The following is a 17,261-nucleotide window of genomic DNA, read 5'->3' as shown; positions in this document are numbered from 1 at the left end:
CCGGCCGCTAGCTCTACACGCCCCGTCGAATCTCTCGCCCCCCGATCCGATTCGGGGGCCACAGAAACGCTTTTGAGGCGTCCCCACCGAAATGGGGTGGAAGCTAGTTTCCATGTTCGGTGGCTAGCAGTTCCCACACGAAAACGATGTCACGACAAGACCCGGCGACCGCAAACGCCACGATCGAGGAACAGTATCAGGAGTACCTCATGCCTATCTGGAAGTCGCTTGACGTCCCGGTTCGACGGGCCCAGGGCTGTACCGTCGAGGACTTCGAGGGCAACGAGTATCTGGACGTGTTCTCCGGAATCGCGGTGACCAACGTAGGCCACCGAAACGAGGCGGTCGTCGAGGCGGCAAAAGATCAGCTCGATAAGTTCGTACACGGCTGCTCGTACGTCCATCCGCATCAGCCGGCAGCGGACCTGGCCGAACGGCTCGCCGAGGTTACTCCCGGTGATCTGCAGAAGACCTTCTTCGGCAACTCTGGGACGGAAGCCGTCGAAGGGGCCATCAAGCTCGCGCGAAAGTACACCGGGAACACCGAGGTCATCGCCCTCGAGATGGGATTTCACGGCCGCACTCTCGGAAGCCTCGCGCTCACCGGGAACAAGTCCTATAAAGCAGATATGGGGCCCGTTATCAACGACGTTTCCCACTTCGCGGCGCCCTATGCGTATCGCTGCCAGACCTGCGAGGGTGGTCCTTGTCCCGGTGACTGTGCAGCCGAGCTCGAACACCGCATCAACACCCACACGGCGGACGACCTCGCGGCGGTCGTTGTCGAGCCGGTGATGGGAGAGGGGGGAATGATCGTTCCACCCGAAGGCTGGCTCCAGCAAGTCAAGGAGATCGCCCACGACCACGGCGCACTGCTCGTCGCCGACGAGGTCCAAACGGGGTACGGCCGCACCGGCTCGATGTGGGCTGTCGACCACTTCGAGGTCGTCCCGGACATTATTACGCAGGCGAAAGGAATCGCGAATGGACTCCCGCTCGGAGCGTTCACCGCGTCCGCCGAGGTCGCCGACGCGTTCGAATCCGGCGATCACCTCTCGACGTTCGGCGGCAACCCGGTGGCCTGCGGCGCCGCGCTTGAGGTGATCGATCAGTTGGAAGGGGGAATCATCGAGAACGCCAGAAATCGCGGCGAGTGGTTGACCGAGCGTCTAGCCGAACTAGAAACCGAGTACGAGGTGGTCGGCGACACCCGTGGGCTCGGCCTGATGCAGGGTGTCGAACTCGTCGATCCGACGGCAACCGGACCACGAGGCATCGCCCCCACCCCCGACGCGAAACTGGCAAAATCGGTCGGCGCCCACCTCCACGAAGACGGCGTCATCATGGGAGTTGGCGGGTTCTACGGCAACGTCATGCGGTTCCAGCCGCCGCTGATCATCGGTGAGGAGGAACTCGACCGTGCGATCTCCGCTCTCGAGGCAGCTATCACGGAGGAGACGGCATGAGCCGAGACACCTCGTCCGGGTGGACGCCCGTCGACCGCTTCCGCGAGGAGACGCCGGCAGCGAGCGTCGAACTCTCCTACGCCGGCGTGAAGTCGTTTCTCAAGTCCGACATTCGGGACGTGACCGACGTCGCCGACCGCGACGTGGCAGTCCTTGGCGTGCCCTACGACGGCGCCGTCTCGAACCGACCTGGCGCACGGTACGGCCCGGAGGCAATTCGGGAAGCGTCCGCATGGCTCGCCTACCTCTCGGGGTACAAGGGTGGGCTGACAAACATGCGCACCGAGAAACAGGTCGACTACAGTGCCCTCTCTGTCGCTGACTGCGGCGACGTGCCTGTGTTCCCGATGGACCGGGCGGAGACTGCAGCGAGCATTCGCGCACACGTCGCGACGGTCGCGAGCCAGGGAACGATGCCAGTCCTTCTCGGCGGCGACCACTACTGCACCTACCCCGCATTCTGTGGGGTCGCAGAGGGCGGCGACTACGACTCCCTCGGGCTGGTGCAGATCGACGCCCACACCGATACTAGCGAGGAATCCGCGGTCTTCGGCGAACACTTCCACGGCTCGTCGACCCACCACATCACGGCCTCGAAATACACCGATTACGACCATGTCGGCCAGGTGGGTATCCGGGGCTACGAAGCTCCGGATTTCTTCGAGTTCGCGGACGAGGCTGGGATCACCCTCCGGACGATGGTCAACGTTGAGGAACAGGGAATCCGGTCGGCCGTCCGCGACGCCATCGACGCCGCCGCGGCCGATACCGACGGCGTGTACGTTACCTTCGACATCGACGCCCTCGACCCGAGCATCGCACCCGGTACCGGGACGCCCGAACCGGGCGGCCTCTCGGCGCATCAGGCCCTCACCGTGATGGAGGAGCTCGGTACCTCGGAGGACGTCGTCGCCGCGGACCTGATGGAGGTCGCACCGACGCACGATCCCACGGGCAACACCGGTCGGATGGGGGCATACCTATTGGTCACGCTGCTCGAACGGCTGTTCGCCGAGTAGCCGCACTGACTAGGTGTCGGGAAGAGTCGAGGTGGACTGGTTCTCGGGCTCGTGGGCAGAGCACCTCCGATTCCTTCCCCCCAACCACATTGGGTTGCGAAGGTCAGAGCGGTTCGCCGGTCCGCGTCGGGACTGTAACGCGACCAAGGACCGTCTCGGGGATGACCCATATCCCGACGCATGTTCCACATTCGACTTGACACTCTGGGTTACCAAATCGAAAGCTCACGAAACACACTCGATCGAAGTCCACCCATACCCCCGGACTCGCAACCCTTTGACCGGGCTTCTGTCTGAATGGCGACCCCGACGTAACTCAGTTGCAGTCCGGACCCGTCAGCGTTCGATACTCCATTCAGGTGGAAGACGTTCTCGAGGCCTCACTCCGCTTTGACCCCGGTCAAGCGATTGTGTATCTCCTCGCTGTATGCGGCTCTGACACGGCTGGACCCCTCGTCACTGTCGATAAAATCGACATAAACTCCGTCCGTCGAGAACGGGCTCATTGCGTCGAACGACGCTCTGGTCCACTCTATGTGATGCTCGTCGACTTCGGGGTCGTGCCACCGGGACTGGACGTTTAGCACTCACACCGCGTTCCGGTGTGAATAGGCGCGGTGTCAGACGCGGGTTCCAGATCGCTAGAGAGTCTGCCGATGGCCGACTTCGTCGACGTCATCTGGCGGCGTGTTCACAGAGACCGTCGATGGTCCTATCGGACAGGTTCGGAAGGAGATAGGACTTCCAGTAGTTTCGCGCCTCTATAGTCACCCGGCCGTCGAACATCGGCCGGAACTCGACGCAGGGTCGTAGCTTGACAGCGTCGGCGACAGGGTCACCGACTTCACGGAGTGGAGACAGCGTCTCGCCGTCGCCGGTGTAAATCACTGTCGTAGTCGTCCAGAATGAGCATCTCTCTCCTATCGGACTAGTTGCACACCCGTTTTCCGGGAGGGAGAAGGGTAGTTAGTCCTTGATGGCGACATCAACGACGGCAGAGCCGTCGAGTTCAACGGCCTCCCGAAGTGCGGCCTCAAGAGTGTCAGCACTCTCGACAAACTCGGCGTGTACGCCGTGACTTTTCGCGTTCGCGACGATGTCAACACCTGGATCGAAATCCATCCCCAGATAGTCATGATCAGCGTCATCTCCGCCGTAGATCGAGAGCATTCCGTCTTTCAGGATGCGGTAGTTACGGTTGTCCGGGACGACAACGGTAAGATCAAGATCGTACCGGGCGGCGCTGTAGAGAGCCTGCGGGTAGTAGAGATAGGACCCGTCACCGACAACGCCGATAATCGGGCGCTCATCGCCGTACTCTCGTGCCGCTACGGCTGCTCCGATCGTCGCGGGTAAGGTGTAGCCTAGTCCGCCATTCTTGTTCGCACTCAGTTGTTCCGGGCCGAGATCCCAATTGTTGAGCAGTGGGTACTTGCTTGTATTGCCCTCGTTGGTTAGTATGGCGTTGGGCGCGACCGCAGCGAGTGTGGACGAGAGTTGACCCTTGGAGATACCCGCATCGGGATCTGAGTCAGAACAGAACGGTTCCATCTCCTTGTGTCGTTTCGGAATCCCGCTCTGGCGGCGTCGGCGTTCTGCCTCTGGGATATCTACAGCGGCCGCAATCGCCGCCATTGCTTCCTCCGGATCACCGATAACTGCCGTGTCCGCGGGGTTGTTTTTTCCGACCTCCCAAGCGTCGCTACTGATGTGGATACATGAAGCTTCATCCGAGATGTACGTCGTTTCCGAAGGGATTACTGGAACGTTCGCGGAACAGCCCACAAACACCAGCAAATCGGTGTCAAGCGCGATTCGCGCCATCTCGGGGTCCGGTTGGAGAAAAGTGACCCACTGATTGTGATCAGTCGGGAAATTGATCTCTGCGGTTTCCATCTCCCCGTAGACGGCCGCCCCCGTTTCCTCCGCTAGTTCGACTGCGGCCTCAACGGCGCGGAATCCTGAGCGGGCGACGTGATCCCCAACGACGATGACTGGATCGTCAGCGGTTTCGAGGGCTCTCACGGATGCCTCGATTGCTGTCGGATCACCGCTTCCGAGCGTCGGAATCGGTCCCAATCGCTCTGGATCTGCGTCAGTTTCAGCCATCATTACGTCCATTGGCAAGCCCAGAAACACCGGTCCCATCGGTGGCGTGAGAGCGACTCGAACTGCCCGTCGGATCATTGTCGGCAGCGCCGTCACATCTTCGACGACTGCGCTCCACTTGGTATACTCTTCGACCATCTGAACGAGATCTCCGGAGAGAATCGGTTCCTCGTGTTTTGCGTGTGTAGCGTGCTCGCCCGCAGTCACGAGTAGTGGGACACCGCTTCGGTCGGCGTTCTGAATGTTACACAGCCCGTGGGCTAATCCTGGCGCCACGTGGAGGTTCACCACACCAAGAGGGAGGATATCCTCGTCGTGATGGGCGTGGTACCGGCGAATGCTGGCGTAGCCGGCGGCCATTCCTACCGCGATATCCTCGTGGACTCCGAGAAGATACTCGAGATCCGAATTGCCGATCGACCGGAGGATCGGAAGCTCTGTAGTTCCAGGGTTGCCGAAGACGTAACGAACGCCGTACTCGACGAGTGCGTCGACAAACAGATCCGCGCCGGTAGTACTATTCTCTGCCATATGTCCTGAATGTCGCTTGGGTATCTCTCTGTGCGTGACGGCGACCAATTACCCTCAAGAAAGTGGCATCCATATCTGAGGAATTCCAACCCCGTGTCGTACGATTCACCCCGTTGTAGTAGCCGCCACCATCGAAGAGGGTATTTCGGCGGATAGACTTGCAGCTCTGGTCGGGCCTGTACAAGTGTGTTCGAACGGGACTTGCTTTTCCGTCCCATCTGGGGAAGGTCACGATTTGTGTGGTTGTTTTGAGCGCCATTGTATGCAGGGTGGTAATTAATTGCCACCGTAAGTAGAGAGAGGATATTAATAAAGATTATCCTCAATCCTCAAACGCCAACGAATACGCATATGGGGAGAAATAAGCGAGAGAGAATGTGGGGGAAGCAAGATATAAGTACTAGATGGTGGAAGGCTATTTCCGCACTTCTGTCGAACAGTGCTTCCGCTAGCTGCCATTCACGAAGTCTGACGGCGGCCCGGATACACTCGAAGCGGTGATTGTACTCTATCCGAACTGCCACTCTCGGGTTATCATGGTCGCAATGGTGCGCAGTACACCAGGAGCTGGCGCGTCTACCGGCTTCTATTGAGGATGTCGACGTCGAGTCTGTACATAGAGAGCGCAGTCGAGATTCGGCAGGGCAGCAGGTAGTTGGATCGGCTATACCGGGGACCCAGATACCAGGCCATCATATATGTAAAGAGGACACTGTTCAATCCATTTTCCGGGGTTCCTATCTTCTTGAGGCAAGAGAAATCCAGCCGTTTACGGCGGGCGTGAATCGTCGCACGGTAGACTTAGGTGTTCGATGGCCGTACCAGACGCTGACCGACGCAAACAACTTTTCCTATAAATCGTCAAGGACCCGATAGAGAGTTCTACGCGCTGAGCGTCAGTCTTGGGCTCTAATCGCCCTCGAAACGCTTGACTACGTCTTCGTGTCCTTCGACTACCTGATTCGCTCTTCTGGAGCAAATGGAGTTCTCCACAGTCGGTCAACGTGTCCGGTGCTGGCCGACGTCCAGTCCATGATGACTGAGAACCGGGGGAAGATGGTGTGTTCGCACCATTCCGACAGTGAACTCCCTCTGACTCAGGGCGCTTGTGCCCCGTGGTAATCGCTCAAGCGCATCGGTCTGTACCATAGTTTGTACAACTACTTCGATACAATACTAAAACTATAGTCTGTCGTCTTAACGTTCCACTCTCTCTGAGCGAGATCGGCGTAGACGTCAGCAACGATGTCCTTCTCAGCTGCTAAAATTGTTACTCGCCTCAATATCCTGTTTTCAGATTACTATTGGACCCGACAAGTCACGTCGTTACTAAGCAGGGAGCAACGAGTCCCTTTCAGTCGTGAAGCTAGCGGCGCAGGACACTCCGAACTACGGTTTGTGGTTTAGATCAACTGGATACTGTGTTCAAGGGTTACAAAACGGTTTCGACGAGCGATATGACGTATACTCAGATAATGAGAGGACGTCAACAGACTTCTTAGGGGCACAGAGAGTGTAATGTAATCAACCACGAGTTCTCAAGCCTGAAAGGAGTTCGAAACTCGAGTGATAGATCACCTCGAACAGTATAGACATAAGTGTTTAAAGAAATTTTGGAGGGATATCGGGTGCTATTCAACCAGCCGTGCGGAGAGTTTTTCTGCCGCAACAGCGATCGAAAGGGAGAACAGTACGATCAGTGTCCCAATGGCATTAATCGTCGGATCAAGTCCAGTCCGGATTTTCGAATAGATCACGATGGGCAGTGTTTCAGTCCCCGTTCCAACCCAGAAAAATGTTTGCGTGAAATTGTCGAAGGAGATGGTGAACGCAAATAGCATTCCAGCGATGATTCCGGGGGCAATGAGTGGCAACGTCACTTCGTAAAACGTCCGTAGTTCAGACGCTCCGAGATTCTTCGCCGCCTCTTCGAGCTCGCGGTCGAAGCCGTAGAGCCGTGAGGAGACGACCATAATGACAAACGGCATCGTAATAATAATGTGACCGATGACAACCGAGAGGAAACTCCCCTGAATGCCGATAATGTTGTAGAGCGTTAGCATTGCAATGCCTGTAACGACCCAGGGGACAACAATCGGTGCCAAAAACAGCGTATTCAGCAGCTGTGAACTAAGCCACCGACTCTTGAAGTCACTCCGGACCATCCCCAATGCAGTGATTGTGCCGAAGAGACCGGCACCAAGAGCGGAGATCACGGCAATCTGCACGCTCTGGAGCAATGCTCCGAGTATCTGCTGGTCGGCTCCTGGCGGAAGCAGTTGAGCGTACCACTTAAACGTAAAGCCATCCATCGGGAACGTTGGGACCCGACTTTCGGTGAACGACAACAAGATGACGATGGCGATCGGTGCGTACAGGAACAGATAGACGAGCCCAGTGAATCCTGCGAGGACTCGCTTTCTGGTCGTATTCGCTACTTCGACACGTTCGAGGACACGATGAACGGTATTCATTCTGCATCACCACCTGCACTGTATAGTTCTTCGAGTCCGACGATGGAGTTAAACACATAGACGAACGCGAGGACGAACACGGTCACGCAGATCGCCATGGCGCTCCCGAGACTCCAGTCGAACTGTTCGATGAACGCCTGCCCGATGAGATTCGCGATCATGAGGTTCTCTGTGCCACCGAGGAGAAGCGGCACGACGAACGCCCCGAATGCGAGGACGAACGAGAGCACGATGCCGGCTGCTGCACCTGGCAGACTCTGTGGTAATGTTACCTCATAGAACGCCTGTACGTCGTTGGCGCCGAGGTTCTTTGCGGCCTCAATATGCTCGCGGTCGATATTGTCGAGCGAGACGTACATCGGCAGTACCATGTACGGAAGGAAGATGTGCAAGAGACCGAGGACTATCGATCCCTGTGAGAACAGGAGGTTCTGTGGCTGGTTGTAGATAGCAAAGATATCTACGAGGAGATAGTTAACGATCCCCTGGTTCCCGAGAATAAGTCGCCAGGCGTACGTTCGGATGACGAGGTTGATCCAGAACGGAAGGATCACTAACAGGAGCATGAGGTTCTTGTGTTCGCTCTCAGTGAACGCAAGATAATATGCGACTGGATACGCGACCAGTAGTGCTGCGACCGTCGACTCGACTGCGATAACGAGTGACTGCCACAGAACGAGCCGATAAAGGTCGTTACTCAAAAACTCCACGTAGTTTTGTATCGTGAACTCGGCCCCAGTCTGAGGTGGTGCCTGCATCAAGAAGCTATAAAAGACGATGATCGCGAGCGACGACAGAAACAGTGCCAGCACTGCCAGACCAGTCGTCAACTGGAGCGCTGGAACGACGTTCTTGTATCGCTGTGAAAGCGAACTAAAGCGATGGAGTTGCTTCGAGACATGGGCCGGAAGGAGACTCCGGAGCCTAGATGCGTAACTCATCGTGATCACCTCGCCAGAACCGTACAGTTCTGTTGGTCCCACTTCACCTGCACGCGGTCACCGGTCTGAAAGCGGTTCTGTGAACGACGACCAGGTGCTTCTACAAGCACTTCTTCACCGTCAATATCTACGAGAAAGGTCGTCGCCTTACCTTGAAACGTCTTTGTCTTAACTTCGCCTTCGAGTGTCTCGTCCTCTGTGACAGATCCGTTGACAAGTTCGAGGTCCTCTGCCCGCAGGGACAGCGAGACGTTCTCAGTCGTACTGTCGATGGTGTCTGTCAGTGCGGAACGGGGTACGGACAGCGACTGTTGAGTTGACCCGTTGAGTTCGATATCAAGCGTTTCACTGTGGACGTTGACGACGCGAGCATCGAGGATGTTCGACTCACCCATGAAAGCGGCGACGAACTCATTGGCTGGTTCGTTGTACACTTCACGAGGGGTTCCGATTTGTTCTGGTTTGCCGTTGTTCATCACCAGAATTTTATCACTCATCGACAGCGCCTCTTCCTGGTCGTGGGTTACGTAGACTGTTGTAATGTCTAGTTCCGATTGGATACGCTTGAGCTCGAACTGCATCTCTTTGCGCAGTTTCAGGTCGAGGTTCGACAAGGGTTCGTCAAGCAAGAGGACCGATGGTTCGATGACAAGCGCACGGGCGAGGGCCACGCGTTGTTGTTGGCCACCAGATAGCTCCGTCGGTGAGCGGTCTTCGAATCCGGGCAGACCAACCAATTCAAGCGTTTCTGCAACTCGCGTGCTGCGTTCCTCGGGATCAACACCGTCCATCTTGAGCCCGAATCCGACATTTTGACCGACTGTCTTGTGCGGAAACAGCGCATAGCTTTGGAAGACCATTCCGACGTCTCGGTTGTACGGTGGTACATCGGTGATCCGTTCGTTGTCAACGTAGACGTCACCTTCGGTCGGTTGTTCGAAGCCGGCAAGCATCCGGAGCGTTGTGGACTTCCCACAGCCACTCGGTCCAAGCAGTGAAAAGAACTCACCATTCTCGATTTCGAATGCTAATTCGTCGACTGCGCGGAGGTCACCGAACTCTTTGACTAATCGGTCTGTTTGAACTGCTGGTTGTGTCATTGTGTGTCGTGGTATCTACTGGCAGTTAGTAAGCCGTTTCAACAGTATCATTTGGGGAAACCATCATTCAGTCACCCACGGACGATCTGCTGGAACTTCTGTGACCAGTCTTGCTGATGTTTTTGGAATATAGACTGATCCCACACTTTCACCTTCTCTGGCTGTTGTCGGTCCGGGATTGACTTGTAGGACTCTGGTGGATTGGTGATCTTATTTGCCTGTGCGTAGCTGATGATCTTGGCGAGGCGTCGTGATGGGTCGTCTGCAAGGATGTAGTTCAGGAGTCGCTCGCACGTGTAGCGCTTGGGATCATCAATATTCGCGTTGATCGCCCAGACACTTGCATACCCGACTGCACCGTTCTCCGGAAGCGTATACTTCACTGGAACGTTGTTCTCGTTGTTGAGAACCCGAGTACGTCCAACCCAGAAGTTTCCGGCCACACTAGAGTTGTTGGTATACATCTGCTGGGCAGTAGTCGCCGAATCCCACCACTGGTACATGTACTTGTTTTGCTTTTTGACCTGTTCCCAGACCTTCTTCACTTTTGAATCGTCCTTAGCGAACTTATTGATGTCGTAGCCGAGGTCTAGTGCTGCGGTGCCAACCACTGACGACGTAAACTGGCTCATCGTGAGTTTGCCCTGCAGCTCACTTGTGTAGAGATCTCCCCAGCTTTTCGGTTCTGAGCTCACTTTGTTGGTGTTGTAGACCAGTCCGTACGCACCGTAGGTATTCGGGACGTGGTGAATTCGGTCTCCTGGGTCGTACGGCACTTTCGAGGGTTTGAGTGTCGTGATGCGGTCGATATTCGGGATATTCTTGGTTCGTAGCGGTGCCCAGATCTCGTCTTTAATTCCCTGATACAACGGTGGATCCGTCATGAGCATCGCGTCCACGTTCGCCTGCCCTGCCTTGATCTTCGAGAGCATCGAACTCGGGTTCCCGTAGGTCTGCAGGTTCACCTTGACGCCGGTCTCTTCGGTGAATGGCTTGAGCAACGCTTCGTCCATCTTGCGTGCCCAGGATCCACCGGTAGAGTAGAACGTTATCTGGTCTGCAAGCTCGTTCCCGCTGCTTCCGGTTGTTCCCCCTGAGTCATTGCTTCCGTTCCCACCTCCGCCGCCTAGACACCCGCTCAGAGCGGTGGTCGTAATCGCTGCAGCCCCGGTCGTCCGGAGGAACGTACGACGTGATGCACTGGATGAGCAACTCTCTTGTGGCATGTGTTGTGCCCTCACATCACATGTGGTGAGCTACCACATATAAAATCTTTGGAAGTCTGGGTGAAAAGTAAGTATACAATTTATACCACTCGCGACGTCAATTTCGATGGGTTCAGAACTGGATTTCACCACCATGACCGTGCTCGTTGTCCTCGAAGCGAGCCAGCGAAAAGTGTTCTAAATCGGCGATTTCTGACTCTCCCTTCACGACCAGGTCGGTGACCAGCTTCCCGACTGCGGGCGCTTGCTTGAACCCGTGACCTGAGAAGCCACATGCGACGTAACAGTCATCCGGCCCACAATGATCAATGATAAAATCATGATCAGGCGTGTTTGAGTACACGCCGCTGTACCGCCCCTGCACACCTGCGTCCGTCAAGTCGGGAATATACTCCGAGAGGGTTCCGTGAAGTTCTAATAACGTTTCCTCGTCAGGGGTATTCTGATACCGGTCCGGATCACACTGCTCACCGGAATGATGCGTTGCGATGAGCACACCTTCACCGAACTCTGAGCGTATGTAATATCCTCCAGGCAGTCCAGCAATCGGTGGCAGCTCTGAGTACTGCTTGTGATAGTCTATCGTCGGGTCGAGAATGAGAACACGTTCACGGGATGACGTGACTGGGACTTCGACGCCAACGAGCTCCGTAAGCCGGGGTGTCCACGGTCCAGCAGCAATCACGACTTCGTCGCACTCGACCACGCCATCATCTGTGTCGACGCCAACGACCTCCCCATCTTCGACTTCGAACCCTTCGACCGCGACGCCGGTGACGACCGTTCCACTTCCTCCCTGCACCGCACGTGCGAACCCGGATGCCACGTCCGTCCCATCGGAATATGCGGCTGTATCGTCACTGACAGCGAAGTCGAATTCATCGAGCGCGAACATCGGGAACTGTGCAGACATGTCCGATTCCTCGTATCGAGAGACCGGAATGTCGAGATCGTCGAGAATCTCACGTCCGGACTCGGCGTAGTCCGCAGTCTCCGTTCCCTCCTCGGAGAAGGTCACTCGGCGGCTTTCAGCATACGCAATCGGCTCGCCGACTTTCTCCTCGAAGTGGCGGTAAAACTCGTGACTCCATTGAGCCATCTGCGTATAGACTTTCTTTGCCCCATAGTGATGTCTGATTATGGCCGATGAGTCTCCAGTTGATCCGGCTCCGATCGAGTCTTTCTCTACGACGGTTACTTCGCGATCTGTTTCCGTCGACAAGAAGTATGCGATACTTGTTCCGATAACGCCACCGCCGACGACGACCACATCGGTCTCCGCCGGCAACTCAGGTGCACTGCTCATGTATGATATCCTTTGATGTGTCTGTGTCTTCGTTTGCGAGCTTACTATTTGACAATCAGCTCTCGTGGGTAATCAGCTAGCACTTCTGCGCCATCTTCGGTTACGAGGAACGATTCGCTGATTTCGATCCCGTAGTCGTCGAACCAGACGCCGGGAATCATGTGGAATACCATGTTCTCTTGCAGTTCTGTCGTATCACCTGGTCGGATGCTCGCAGTCTTCTCGACCCACGACGGTGGGTAACCGATACCGGTCGAGTAGCCGATTCGTGACTCCTTTTCGACCGTTGTCCCGGTGATCTCGTCTCGCCACGCCTGCTCAACCGCTTCGCACGTGACGCCCGGTTCGACGGCGTCGAGTGCTGCTTCCAATCCGTCGATGATGACTTGTGAAGCGGTGCGGGCTCGTTCCGGTGGTTCACCGAGGAAGATCGTTCTAGTCAGCGGTGAGTGATAGCGATTTACCACGCCCGCGAGTTCGAGGATGACCGGCTCCCCTTCTTTGTAGGTCTCGTTCGTCCACGTCAGATGTGGTGAGCCAGTACCCTCTCCAGACGGCATCAGTGGGACGATTGCAGGGTAGTCGCCCCCAGTTTCGTCGGTCCCTTCGAGCAGTGCCTGATACACCGTCGCAGCCGCGTCGCACTGGCGAACGCCCACGTCGATAGCATCGATACCGCGTTCCATCGCTCGCTGAGAGATTTTAGCGGCCTGCCTGTGGCACTCGACTTCGGCATCACTTTTCACCATCCGGACATAGTTCACGAGCTTCGTGACGTCGTGGAGGCTTGCATCCGAGAGCGCCTGAGACAGTTCATGATAGGCGTGTGCAGAAAAGTGATCTGCGTTCATCTCGACGCCGACATTTGACGATGCCTTCTCCAGTTCGTCGAGAATATCTGCGACGAAACTCATGGGATGCAGATCGGAGTCGACGTAGTCGTCGGTGTAGACGACGATGTTGTCGCTGTCGAGCCAAGTCGTCTTGGCAGCACACGTGTAATCTTGTTCGCGACCTACCCATATCGGCTGGTCTTGTTCTGGAGTGACGATGAGAATCTGTGGCACGTAAAATGAATACGCATTGTACCCAGAGAGATAGAACATGTTCGCTGGATCCGTCACTAAGAGCACGTCGAGTCCGTTTGCTTCCATCCGCTCTTGGGTCTCACTGAGGCGACTGCGATACTCCGCATGGCTAAATGGCTGTCTGGCAAGTTGTGCCATGATACCACATGGTAGAGTCTCCTATTTCAATTTTTTGTGCAGAGTAAGGGGGGTTCAAAACGTCGTCCGTGGTTTGGATCGGTTGTCACGTCACCTCTCTGGTCAGCATGCGGTGTCATCCGAGTCTGTCGAATCGGAACAGATCGATTGGATGTTCTGTTTCCCCGTCGATCGCAAGGTCAGCAAGTATCTCACCGACCACGCTACAGAATTTGTAGCCATGACCAGAGAACCCGGCTGCGAGGACCACGTTCGAGTACGCCGGATGTGTATCGATGACGAACTCTTCATCCGGTGAGTTCGTATACATACACGTGGCAAGTCGCAGCGTCGGTCCAGCACCGCTCGGAAAATACGTCTCTGCAGCGTTGCGGAGGAGTCGTTCGTCTTCCGGACGTGGTGTATCGTCGAGCGTCTCAGGTGTCGTGTCCTGTTCGAGATGGTGGTGTCTACCGATCTTGAACCCTGGGGCTTCGAACGTCGGAAAGCCGTAGAACGGTTCACCCTCTAGTGTTGCAGTGAAGATTGGAAAATTCTCCGGGGTAAAGTTCGACGGCTTGTTGGGTTGAAGCCACCCAAGTACTTGTCGCTCGGGAGTCGCACTTCCAGCGAGTTCCTCAACGAGTTCCTGGGCCCACGGGCCAGCACTGATGACGAGGCGATCGGCAGTATACACTTCGTCGTCGGTCTCAACACGAACGCCCGTCGATGTTGGCTTCCAGTCGAGAACCTGCTCTCGTGCGTGAATCTCAGCGCCGTAATTGAACGCCTCCTCAACGTGGGCAATGAGACATCGGTCGGATGCAAGAAAGCCACCGTCAGGTTGATACACGGCTTTGAACTCATCCGGGAGCTGGTACCCTGGGAAGCGCGACGAGAGCTCGTCGCTCGTCAGCACTTCGTAGGGGAGGTCGTGAATTTCACAGGCCTTTACTGCCCCATTGAGGTTCTTCTCATCCGGCCGTCCGGCTGTAATCGACCCGTGTAAGTGGAGTAGCTGGCGTCCATTCTCCTCCTGAAGAGTCTCCCAATTTTCGTAGGCTCGGTCAAGGAGTGGCACGTAAGCAGGACTCTCGAAATAGGCCTTCCGGATAATACGGGTGACACCGTGGTTTGAACCCTTCTCGTGTGGGATGTCGAATTGCTCTAACCCAAGAACATCGTGTCCACGTTTTGCTAGATGGTACGTTGCTGCACTGCCCATACCGCCGACGCCGACAACGATGACATCGTAGTGTGTGTCGGAACTGGTCATTGACGTTCTGGATTTGGAAACGTGTGACACACCCACCTAATGCGTTGTGAACAAGAAGATATCACCGCCTCTGGGCGGTTGGTTGAGCTCTCTTATTGTGTGATGATGCACAAAACGTGGATGTTTAAATAGGAGATGTTGAGTGACCAATTACTAAATCAAGTTCGTTTGCTCACAATTGCTGACCTTACTGGGGGAACCGGCCAAGGAACAACCAGTCCTATTTATACTTACACAGAAGTCGGATTTACTTGTATTCGTGTACTCTCTCTGTCGCTGGTATTCGACGTTGCAAGGCTGCTCAAGAGACTCTGTACAGTCATCTACTGTATGTGGGAGTATTTAAGTCTCTGCTCGAAACAAACCATTCCATTACATCAGTAAGGTCGTAATGGTTCGAGAGGCTGGCTCTGGAGGGGTATACACAATTTTTGTAGTTATAGTATGGCTCAGAGTCTTATATTCTGAATAATTGTATTTATATGGGAATTTTCTGTATATTTTGTCTCTAATCACCTCTTTAAGTATATTTTACAAAGTCGTCCTGGAATCTATATACAGAAATTGTTTCCCCTAGCCAAGGGCGCCTTATTTTTATATCGGCTGTGGTAGGTGGTATCAACCACTACCTCAATAGTGCTCACAAAGAGAGTGGCAAGTATGGAACCGAAAACGACCGGACGGATCCTGAGCACCACAGAGGCATCCCTTCAATTGATAGAGACACTCGTTCAACAGGGTGGGGCGACAGCCACAGAATTAACTGAGGAACTCGATCTTGCACACAGTACCATCCACAACCACCTCAACACCCTTTTGCAGTATGGCTACGTGGTCCGGGAAGGAACGACATACAACATTGGGGCGAAGTTCTGTCACATCGGTGATTACGTACGTCGTCGGAAACCTGAGTACCTCATTGCAGGAGACATCGTCGCTCAACTGGGCCAAGCAACTAAGCTCGAAGCGGACTTCGCCGTAGAAGAGAACGGTCACGTGATTTCGCTTCACAATGAGCTCAATTTCTCAGACGAATCTCACTTCCTCACCGACGGTCGGTTCTTTCATGTCCACAGCACTGCTTCCGGAAAAGCCATGCTCGCCGAGTATCCTCGAAGTCGAGTCGAGCGAATTATCGATCAATGGGGGTTGCCGAAACAAACAGAACAGACAATTTCGAGTGAAGAAGAGTTGTTCGCAGAACTAGAACGGGTTCGCGAGCAAGGGTACGCCACGAGTGACGAGGAAGCAATTGACGGCCTCTGGGCGATCTCGAAAGTGGTCAAAACACCAATGGACGACGTGTGTGGTTCGCTAAATTTGAGTGCACCGACATATCTCCACGACAACGAGATTCGTCACTCTGCTATCGAGACACTCAACGAACAGGTAGATGCTTTCGAAGAGCGCATTGAGGCACACTTTGCTGACCGATATGGATCAGCTGACGAGTAGCTGATAGATCAGTAGCTATAGTTTCGGTCCGTGTATTCGATTCGACCGTTTGCTCCTCATCGAGAGAAGATAGTCCAGTAGCCAAAGGAATCTGTAAGAAACACTGCTTGCGAACAGTCGTGTCCCGTGATCCTATATGAAGTAACGCGGGAACAACCCCAAGGCGGTTCACTGTGACTTATCCTCACTGGATGGTCGTTCTGCAAGCCGGTCGAAACGTGATTGTGCTCGGTTCTTTCGATCCGTCGTCTCAGCAGCATCATACGAGGGGTCAGTTACCTCTCCATCAACGAGGACATCTCCTTCAGCAGGTCGATCGTCATTCGGTAGGACGTATCGAGGTAAATCCGGTGACAGGGGAGAGAAACGAGTGTATAGTCGGCGAATCCGCCGCCACTTTCCGGGACGGTGGATTCCAGCGACAGCACTACCATCATCGACAGTAGCGTCCCCTTCGCGATGGGTGGTCCCTCGAACGAAAAATACCAGGCGTTCGAACGGTTCGTTCGCAAGCAGCCCATCACCGTCACCGTACCTGAATCGGTGGCCGAAGAGTTGGGCGAAAGTCTTGGTGGATATGAATACCAGCGCGATTGTCTCCGCGGAGCACAGGATTCCGGCTGGCTCGAACCTGGTCACATCGACTTCTCTGTGCCTCGTGTGCCAGAAGTTGTGGATAAAAGACGAGCACGGATGGAAGTGCTCTCAGCAGACGACGTCACAGAAGACGAAATCGAGGAGACGGATACGATTCTCGCTGGGTTCGCGTATCAGTACGTCGCAGAAGGTGCTTCCCACGTCAGTGTTTTTGTCAGTGATCAGATTGCCGAACGGGCAATCAGAGATGCGCTTTCTGCGGTGGGTATTGGCGATCGCGTGTCGGCCGTTGAAGGACGCAACTTCCTGCACGAGCTCATCGACTGATAGTCATGTACTTCAGATCGGTGTCCATGTCTAAATGATTGCTCCGTAGTAATGTAAATGTCTGTGAGCGCTGTCGTGGGTTACTCAGCGTCTGTTTCGAACAGGCGCTTTGTCTTCCGAGGGACCAGCGCATAGTCGGGTGTGACTATATTGGATTCGAGACTGGCACCTTCAGTATGAGAACTAACTCAGGCGACGTCCACCCATCAGCGACGCACATACCGGGGAG

The 17,261-nt window shown here is 55.1% G+C and carries 13 protein-coding genes and 1 pseudogene; 4 read left to right on the top strand and 10 right to left on the bottom strand.

Translation table 11 applies throughout. The annotated features are described in order from the left end of the window. The first annotated feature begins 146 nt into the window (after positions 1 to 146). Together BSG17_RS18935 and speB are read left to right on the top strand one after the other, a co-directional pair. Positions 147 to 1,466 (top strand): aspartate aminotransferase family protein, encoded by a 1,320-nt coding sequence (locus tag BSG17_RS18935; RefSeq protein WP_089826897.1) that lies wholly within the window; start codon positions 147 to 149, stop codon positions 1,464 to 1,466. Further along, positions 1,463 to 2,485 (top strand): agmatinase, encoded by a 1,023-nt coding sequence (gene speB, locus BSG17_RS18930; protein ID WP_089826895.1) that lies wholly within the window; start codon positions 1,463 to 1,465, stop codon positions 2,483 to 2,485. The genes BSG17_RS18935 and speB overlap by 4 nt, the downstream gene beginning before the upstream one ends. 675 nt (positions 2,486 to 3,160) lie before the next feature. Here the strand turns inward: speB and BSG17_RS18925 are convergent. The 9 genes from BSG17_RS18925 to solA form a co-directional block, all read right to left on the bottom strand. Beyond that, positions 3,161 to 3,373 carry a hypothetical protein gene (locus BSG17_RS18925; RefSeq protein ID WP_089826893.1) on the bottom strand — a complete coding sequence of 71 codons (213 nt, stop codon included), beginning with the start codon at positions 3,371 to 3,373 and terminating at the stop codon, positions 3,161 to 3,163. 78 nt (positions 3,374 to 3,451) lie between these two features. Then, a complete protein-coding gene (locus tag BSG17_RS18920; protein ID WP_089826891.1) occupies positions 3,452 to 5,125 on the bottom strand; it encodes a thiamine pyrophosphate-binding protein in 1,674 nt (557 codons plus the stop codon). Positions 5,126 to 6,756: 1,631 nt separating this feature from the next. Continuing rightward, positions 6,757 to 7,599 (bottom strand): ABC transporter permease, encoded by an 843-nt coding sequence (locus tag BSG17_RS18915; RefSeq protein WP_089826889.1) that lies wholly within the window; start codon positions 7,597 to 7,599, stop codon positions 6,757 to 6,759. Continuing rightward, the gene (locus BSG17_RS18910; RefSeq protein ID WP_139246703.1) at positions 7,596 to 8,540 is read right to left on the bottom strand and encodes an ABC transporter permease; all 945 of its coding nucleotides are present in this window, start codon (positions 8,538 to 8,540) and stop codon (positions 7,596 to 7,598) included. Before BSG17_RS18910 ends, BSG17_RS18915 begins: the two co-directional genes overlap by 4 nt. Positions 8,541 to 8,545: 5 nt before the next feature. Next, complete coding sequence (locus BSG17_RS18905; RefSeq protein ID WP_089826885.1) at positions 8,546 to 9,640, bottom strand: ABC transporter ATP-binding protein; 1,095 nt, start codon at positions 9,638 to 9,640, stop codon at positions 8,546 to 8,548. A 71-nt stretch (positions 9,641 to 9,711) separates the two neighbouring features. Next, positions 9,712 to 10,653 (bottom strand): ABC transporter substrate-binding protein, encoded by a 942-nt coding sequence (locus tag BSG17_RS18900; RefSeq protein ID WP_211609215.1) that lies wholly within the window; start codon positions 10,651 to 10,653, stop codon positions 9,712 to 9,714. A gap of 325 nt (positions 10,654 to 10,978) precedes the next feature. Continuing rightward, a complete protein-coding gene (locus tag BSG17_RS18895) occupies positions 10,979 to 12,172 on the bottom strand; it encodes an NAD(P)/FAD-dependent oxidoreductase (protein WP_089826881.1) in 1,194 nt (397 codons plus the stop codon). A 44-nt stretch (positions 12,173 to 12,216) separates the two neighbouring features. Continuing rightward, a complete protein-coding gene (locus tag BSG17_RS18890; RefSeq protein WP_089826879.1) occupies positions 12,217 to 13,398 on the bottom strand; it encodes a M24 family metallopeptidase in 1,182 nt (393 codons plus the stop codon). A 115-nt stretch (positions 13,399 to 13,513) separates the two neighbouring features. After that, entirely contained in the window at positions 13,514 to 14,653 is a 1,140-nt protein-coding gene (solA, locus tag BSG17_RS18885; RefSeq protein WP_089826877.1) for an N-methyl-L-tryptophan oxidase, read from the bottom strand. 660 nt (positions 14,654 to 15,313) lie between these two features. Between solA and BSG17_RS18880 the strand changes: the two genes are divergently transcribed. After that, entirely contained in the window at positions 15,314 to 16,108 is a 795-nt protein-coding gene (locus BSG17_RS18880; RefSeq protein ID WP_089826875.1) for an IclR family transcriptional regulator, read from the top strand. Positions 16,109 to 16,395: 287 nt separating this feature from the next. On the opposite strand, the pseudogene BSG17_RS26230 reads toward BSG17_RS18880, so the two are convergent. Then, positions 16,396 to 16,524, bottom strand: a pseudogene (locus BSG17_RS26230) (IS5/IS1182 family transposase); the annotation flags it as partial. Here BSG17_RS26230 and BSG17_RS18875 point away from each other — a divergent pair. After that, on the top strand, positions 16,517 to 17,032 hold the full coding sequence (locus BSG17_RS18875) for a PIN domain-containing protein (protein ID WP_170864866.1): 516 nt from the start codon (positions 16,517 to 16,519) through the stop codon (positions 17,030 to 17,032). The pseudogene BSG17_RS26230 and the gene BSG17_RS18875 sit on opposite strands and share 8 nt — an antisense overlap. The last annotated feature ends 229 nt before the right edge of the window (positions 17,033 to 17,261 follow it).

The sequence above is a fragment of the Halogranum amylolyticum genome (assembly GCF_900110465.1).
Lineage (GTDB): Archaea > Halobacteriota > Halobacteria > Halobacteriales > Haloferacaceae > Halogranum > Halogranum amylolyticum.
The sequence above is the reverse complement of the archived record's forward strand: the minus strand, read 5'-3'. Positions and strand labels throughout refer to the sequence as shown.

What these genes read in the sequence shown, in the direction of transcription:
- BSG17_RS18935 (WP_089826897.1), top strand. Translation starts at nt 147, where the DNA reads ATGTCACGACAAGACCCGGCGACCGCAAACGCCACGATCGAGGAACAG.
- BSG17_RS18890 (WP_089826879.1), bottom strand. Translation starts at nt 13,398, where the DNA reads ATGGCACAACTTGCCAGACAGCCATTTAGCCATGCGGAGTATCGCAGT.
- speB (WP_089826895.1), top strand. Translation starts at nt 1,463, where the DNA reads ATGAGCCGAGACACCTCGTCCGGGTGGACGCCCGTCGACCGCTTCCGC.
- BSG17_RS18880 (WP_089826875.1), top strand. Translation starts at nt 15,314, where the DNA reads ATGGAACCGAAAACGACCGGACGGATCCTGAGCACCACAGAGGCATCC.
- BSG17_RS18915 (WP_089826889.1), bottom strand. Translation starts at nt 7,599, where the DNA reads ATGAATACCGTTCATCGTGTCCTCGAACGTGTCGAAGTAGCGAATACG.
- BSG17_RS18910 (WP_139246703.1), bottom strand. Translation starts at nt 8,540, where the DNA reads ATGAGTTACGCATCTAGGCTCCGGAGTCTCCTTCCGGCCCATGTCTCG.
- solA (WP_089826877.1), bottom strand. Translation starts at nt 14,653, where the DNA reads ATGACCAGTTCCGACACACACTACGATGTCATCGTTGTCGGCGTCGGC.
- BSG17_RS18905 (WP_089826885.1), bottom strand. Translation starts at nt 9,640, where the DNA reads ATGACACAACCAGCAGTTCAAACAGACCGATTAGTCAAAGAGTTCGGT.
- BSG17_RS18900 (WP_211609215.1), bottom strand. Translation starts at nt 10,653, where the DNA reads ATGGACGAAGCGTTGCTCAAGCCATTCACCGAAGAGACCGGCGTCAAG.
- BSG17_RS18895 (WP_089826881.1), bottom strand. Translation starts at nt 12,172, where the DNA reads ATGAGCAGTGCACCTGAGTTGCCGGCGGAGACCGATGTGGTCGTCGTC.
- BSG17_RS18920 (WP_089826891.1), bottom strand. Translation starts at nt 5,125, where the DNA reads ATGGCAGAGAATAGTACTACCGGCGCGGATCTGTTTGTCGACGCACTC.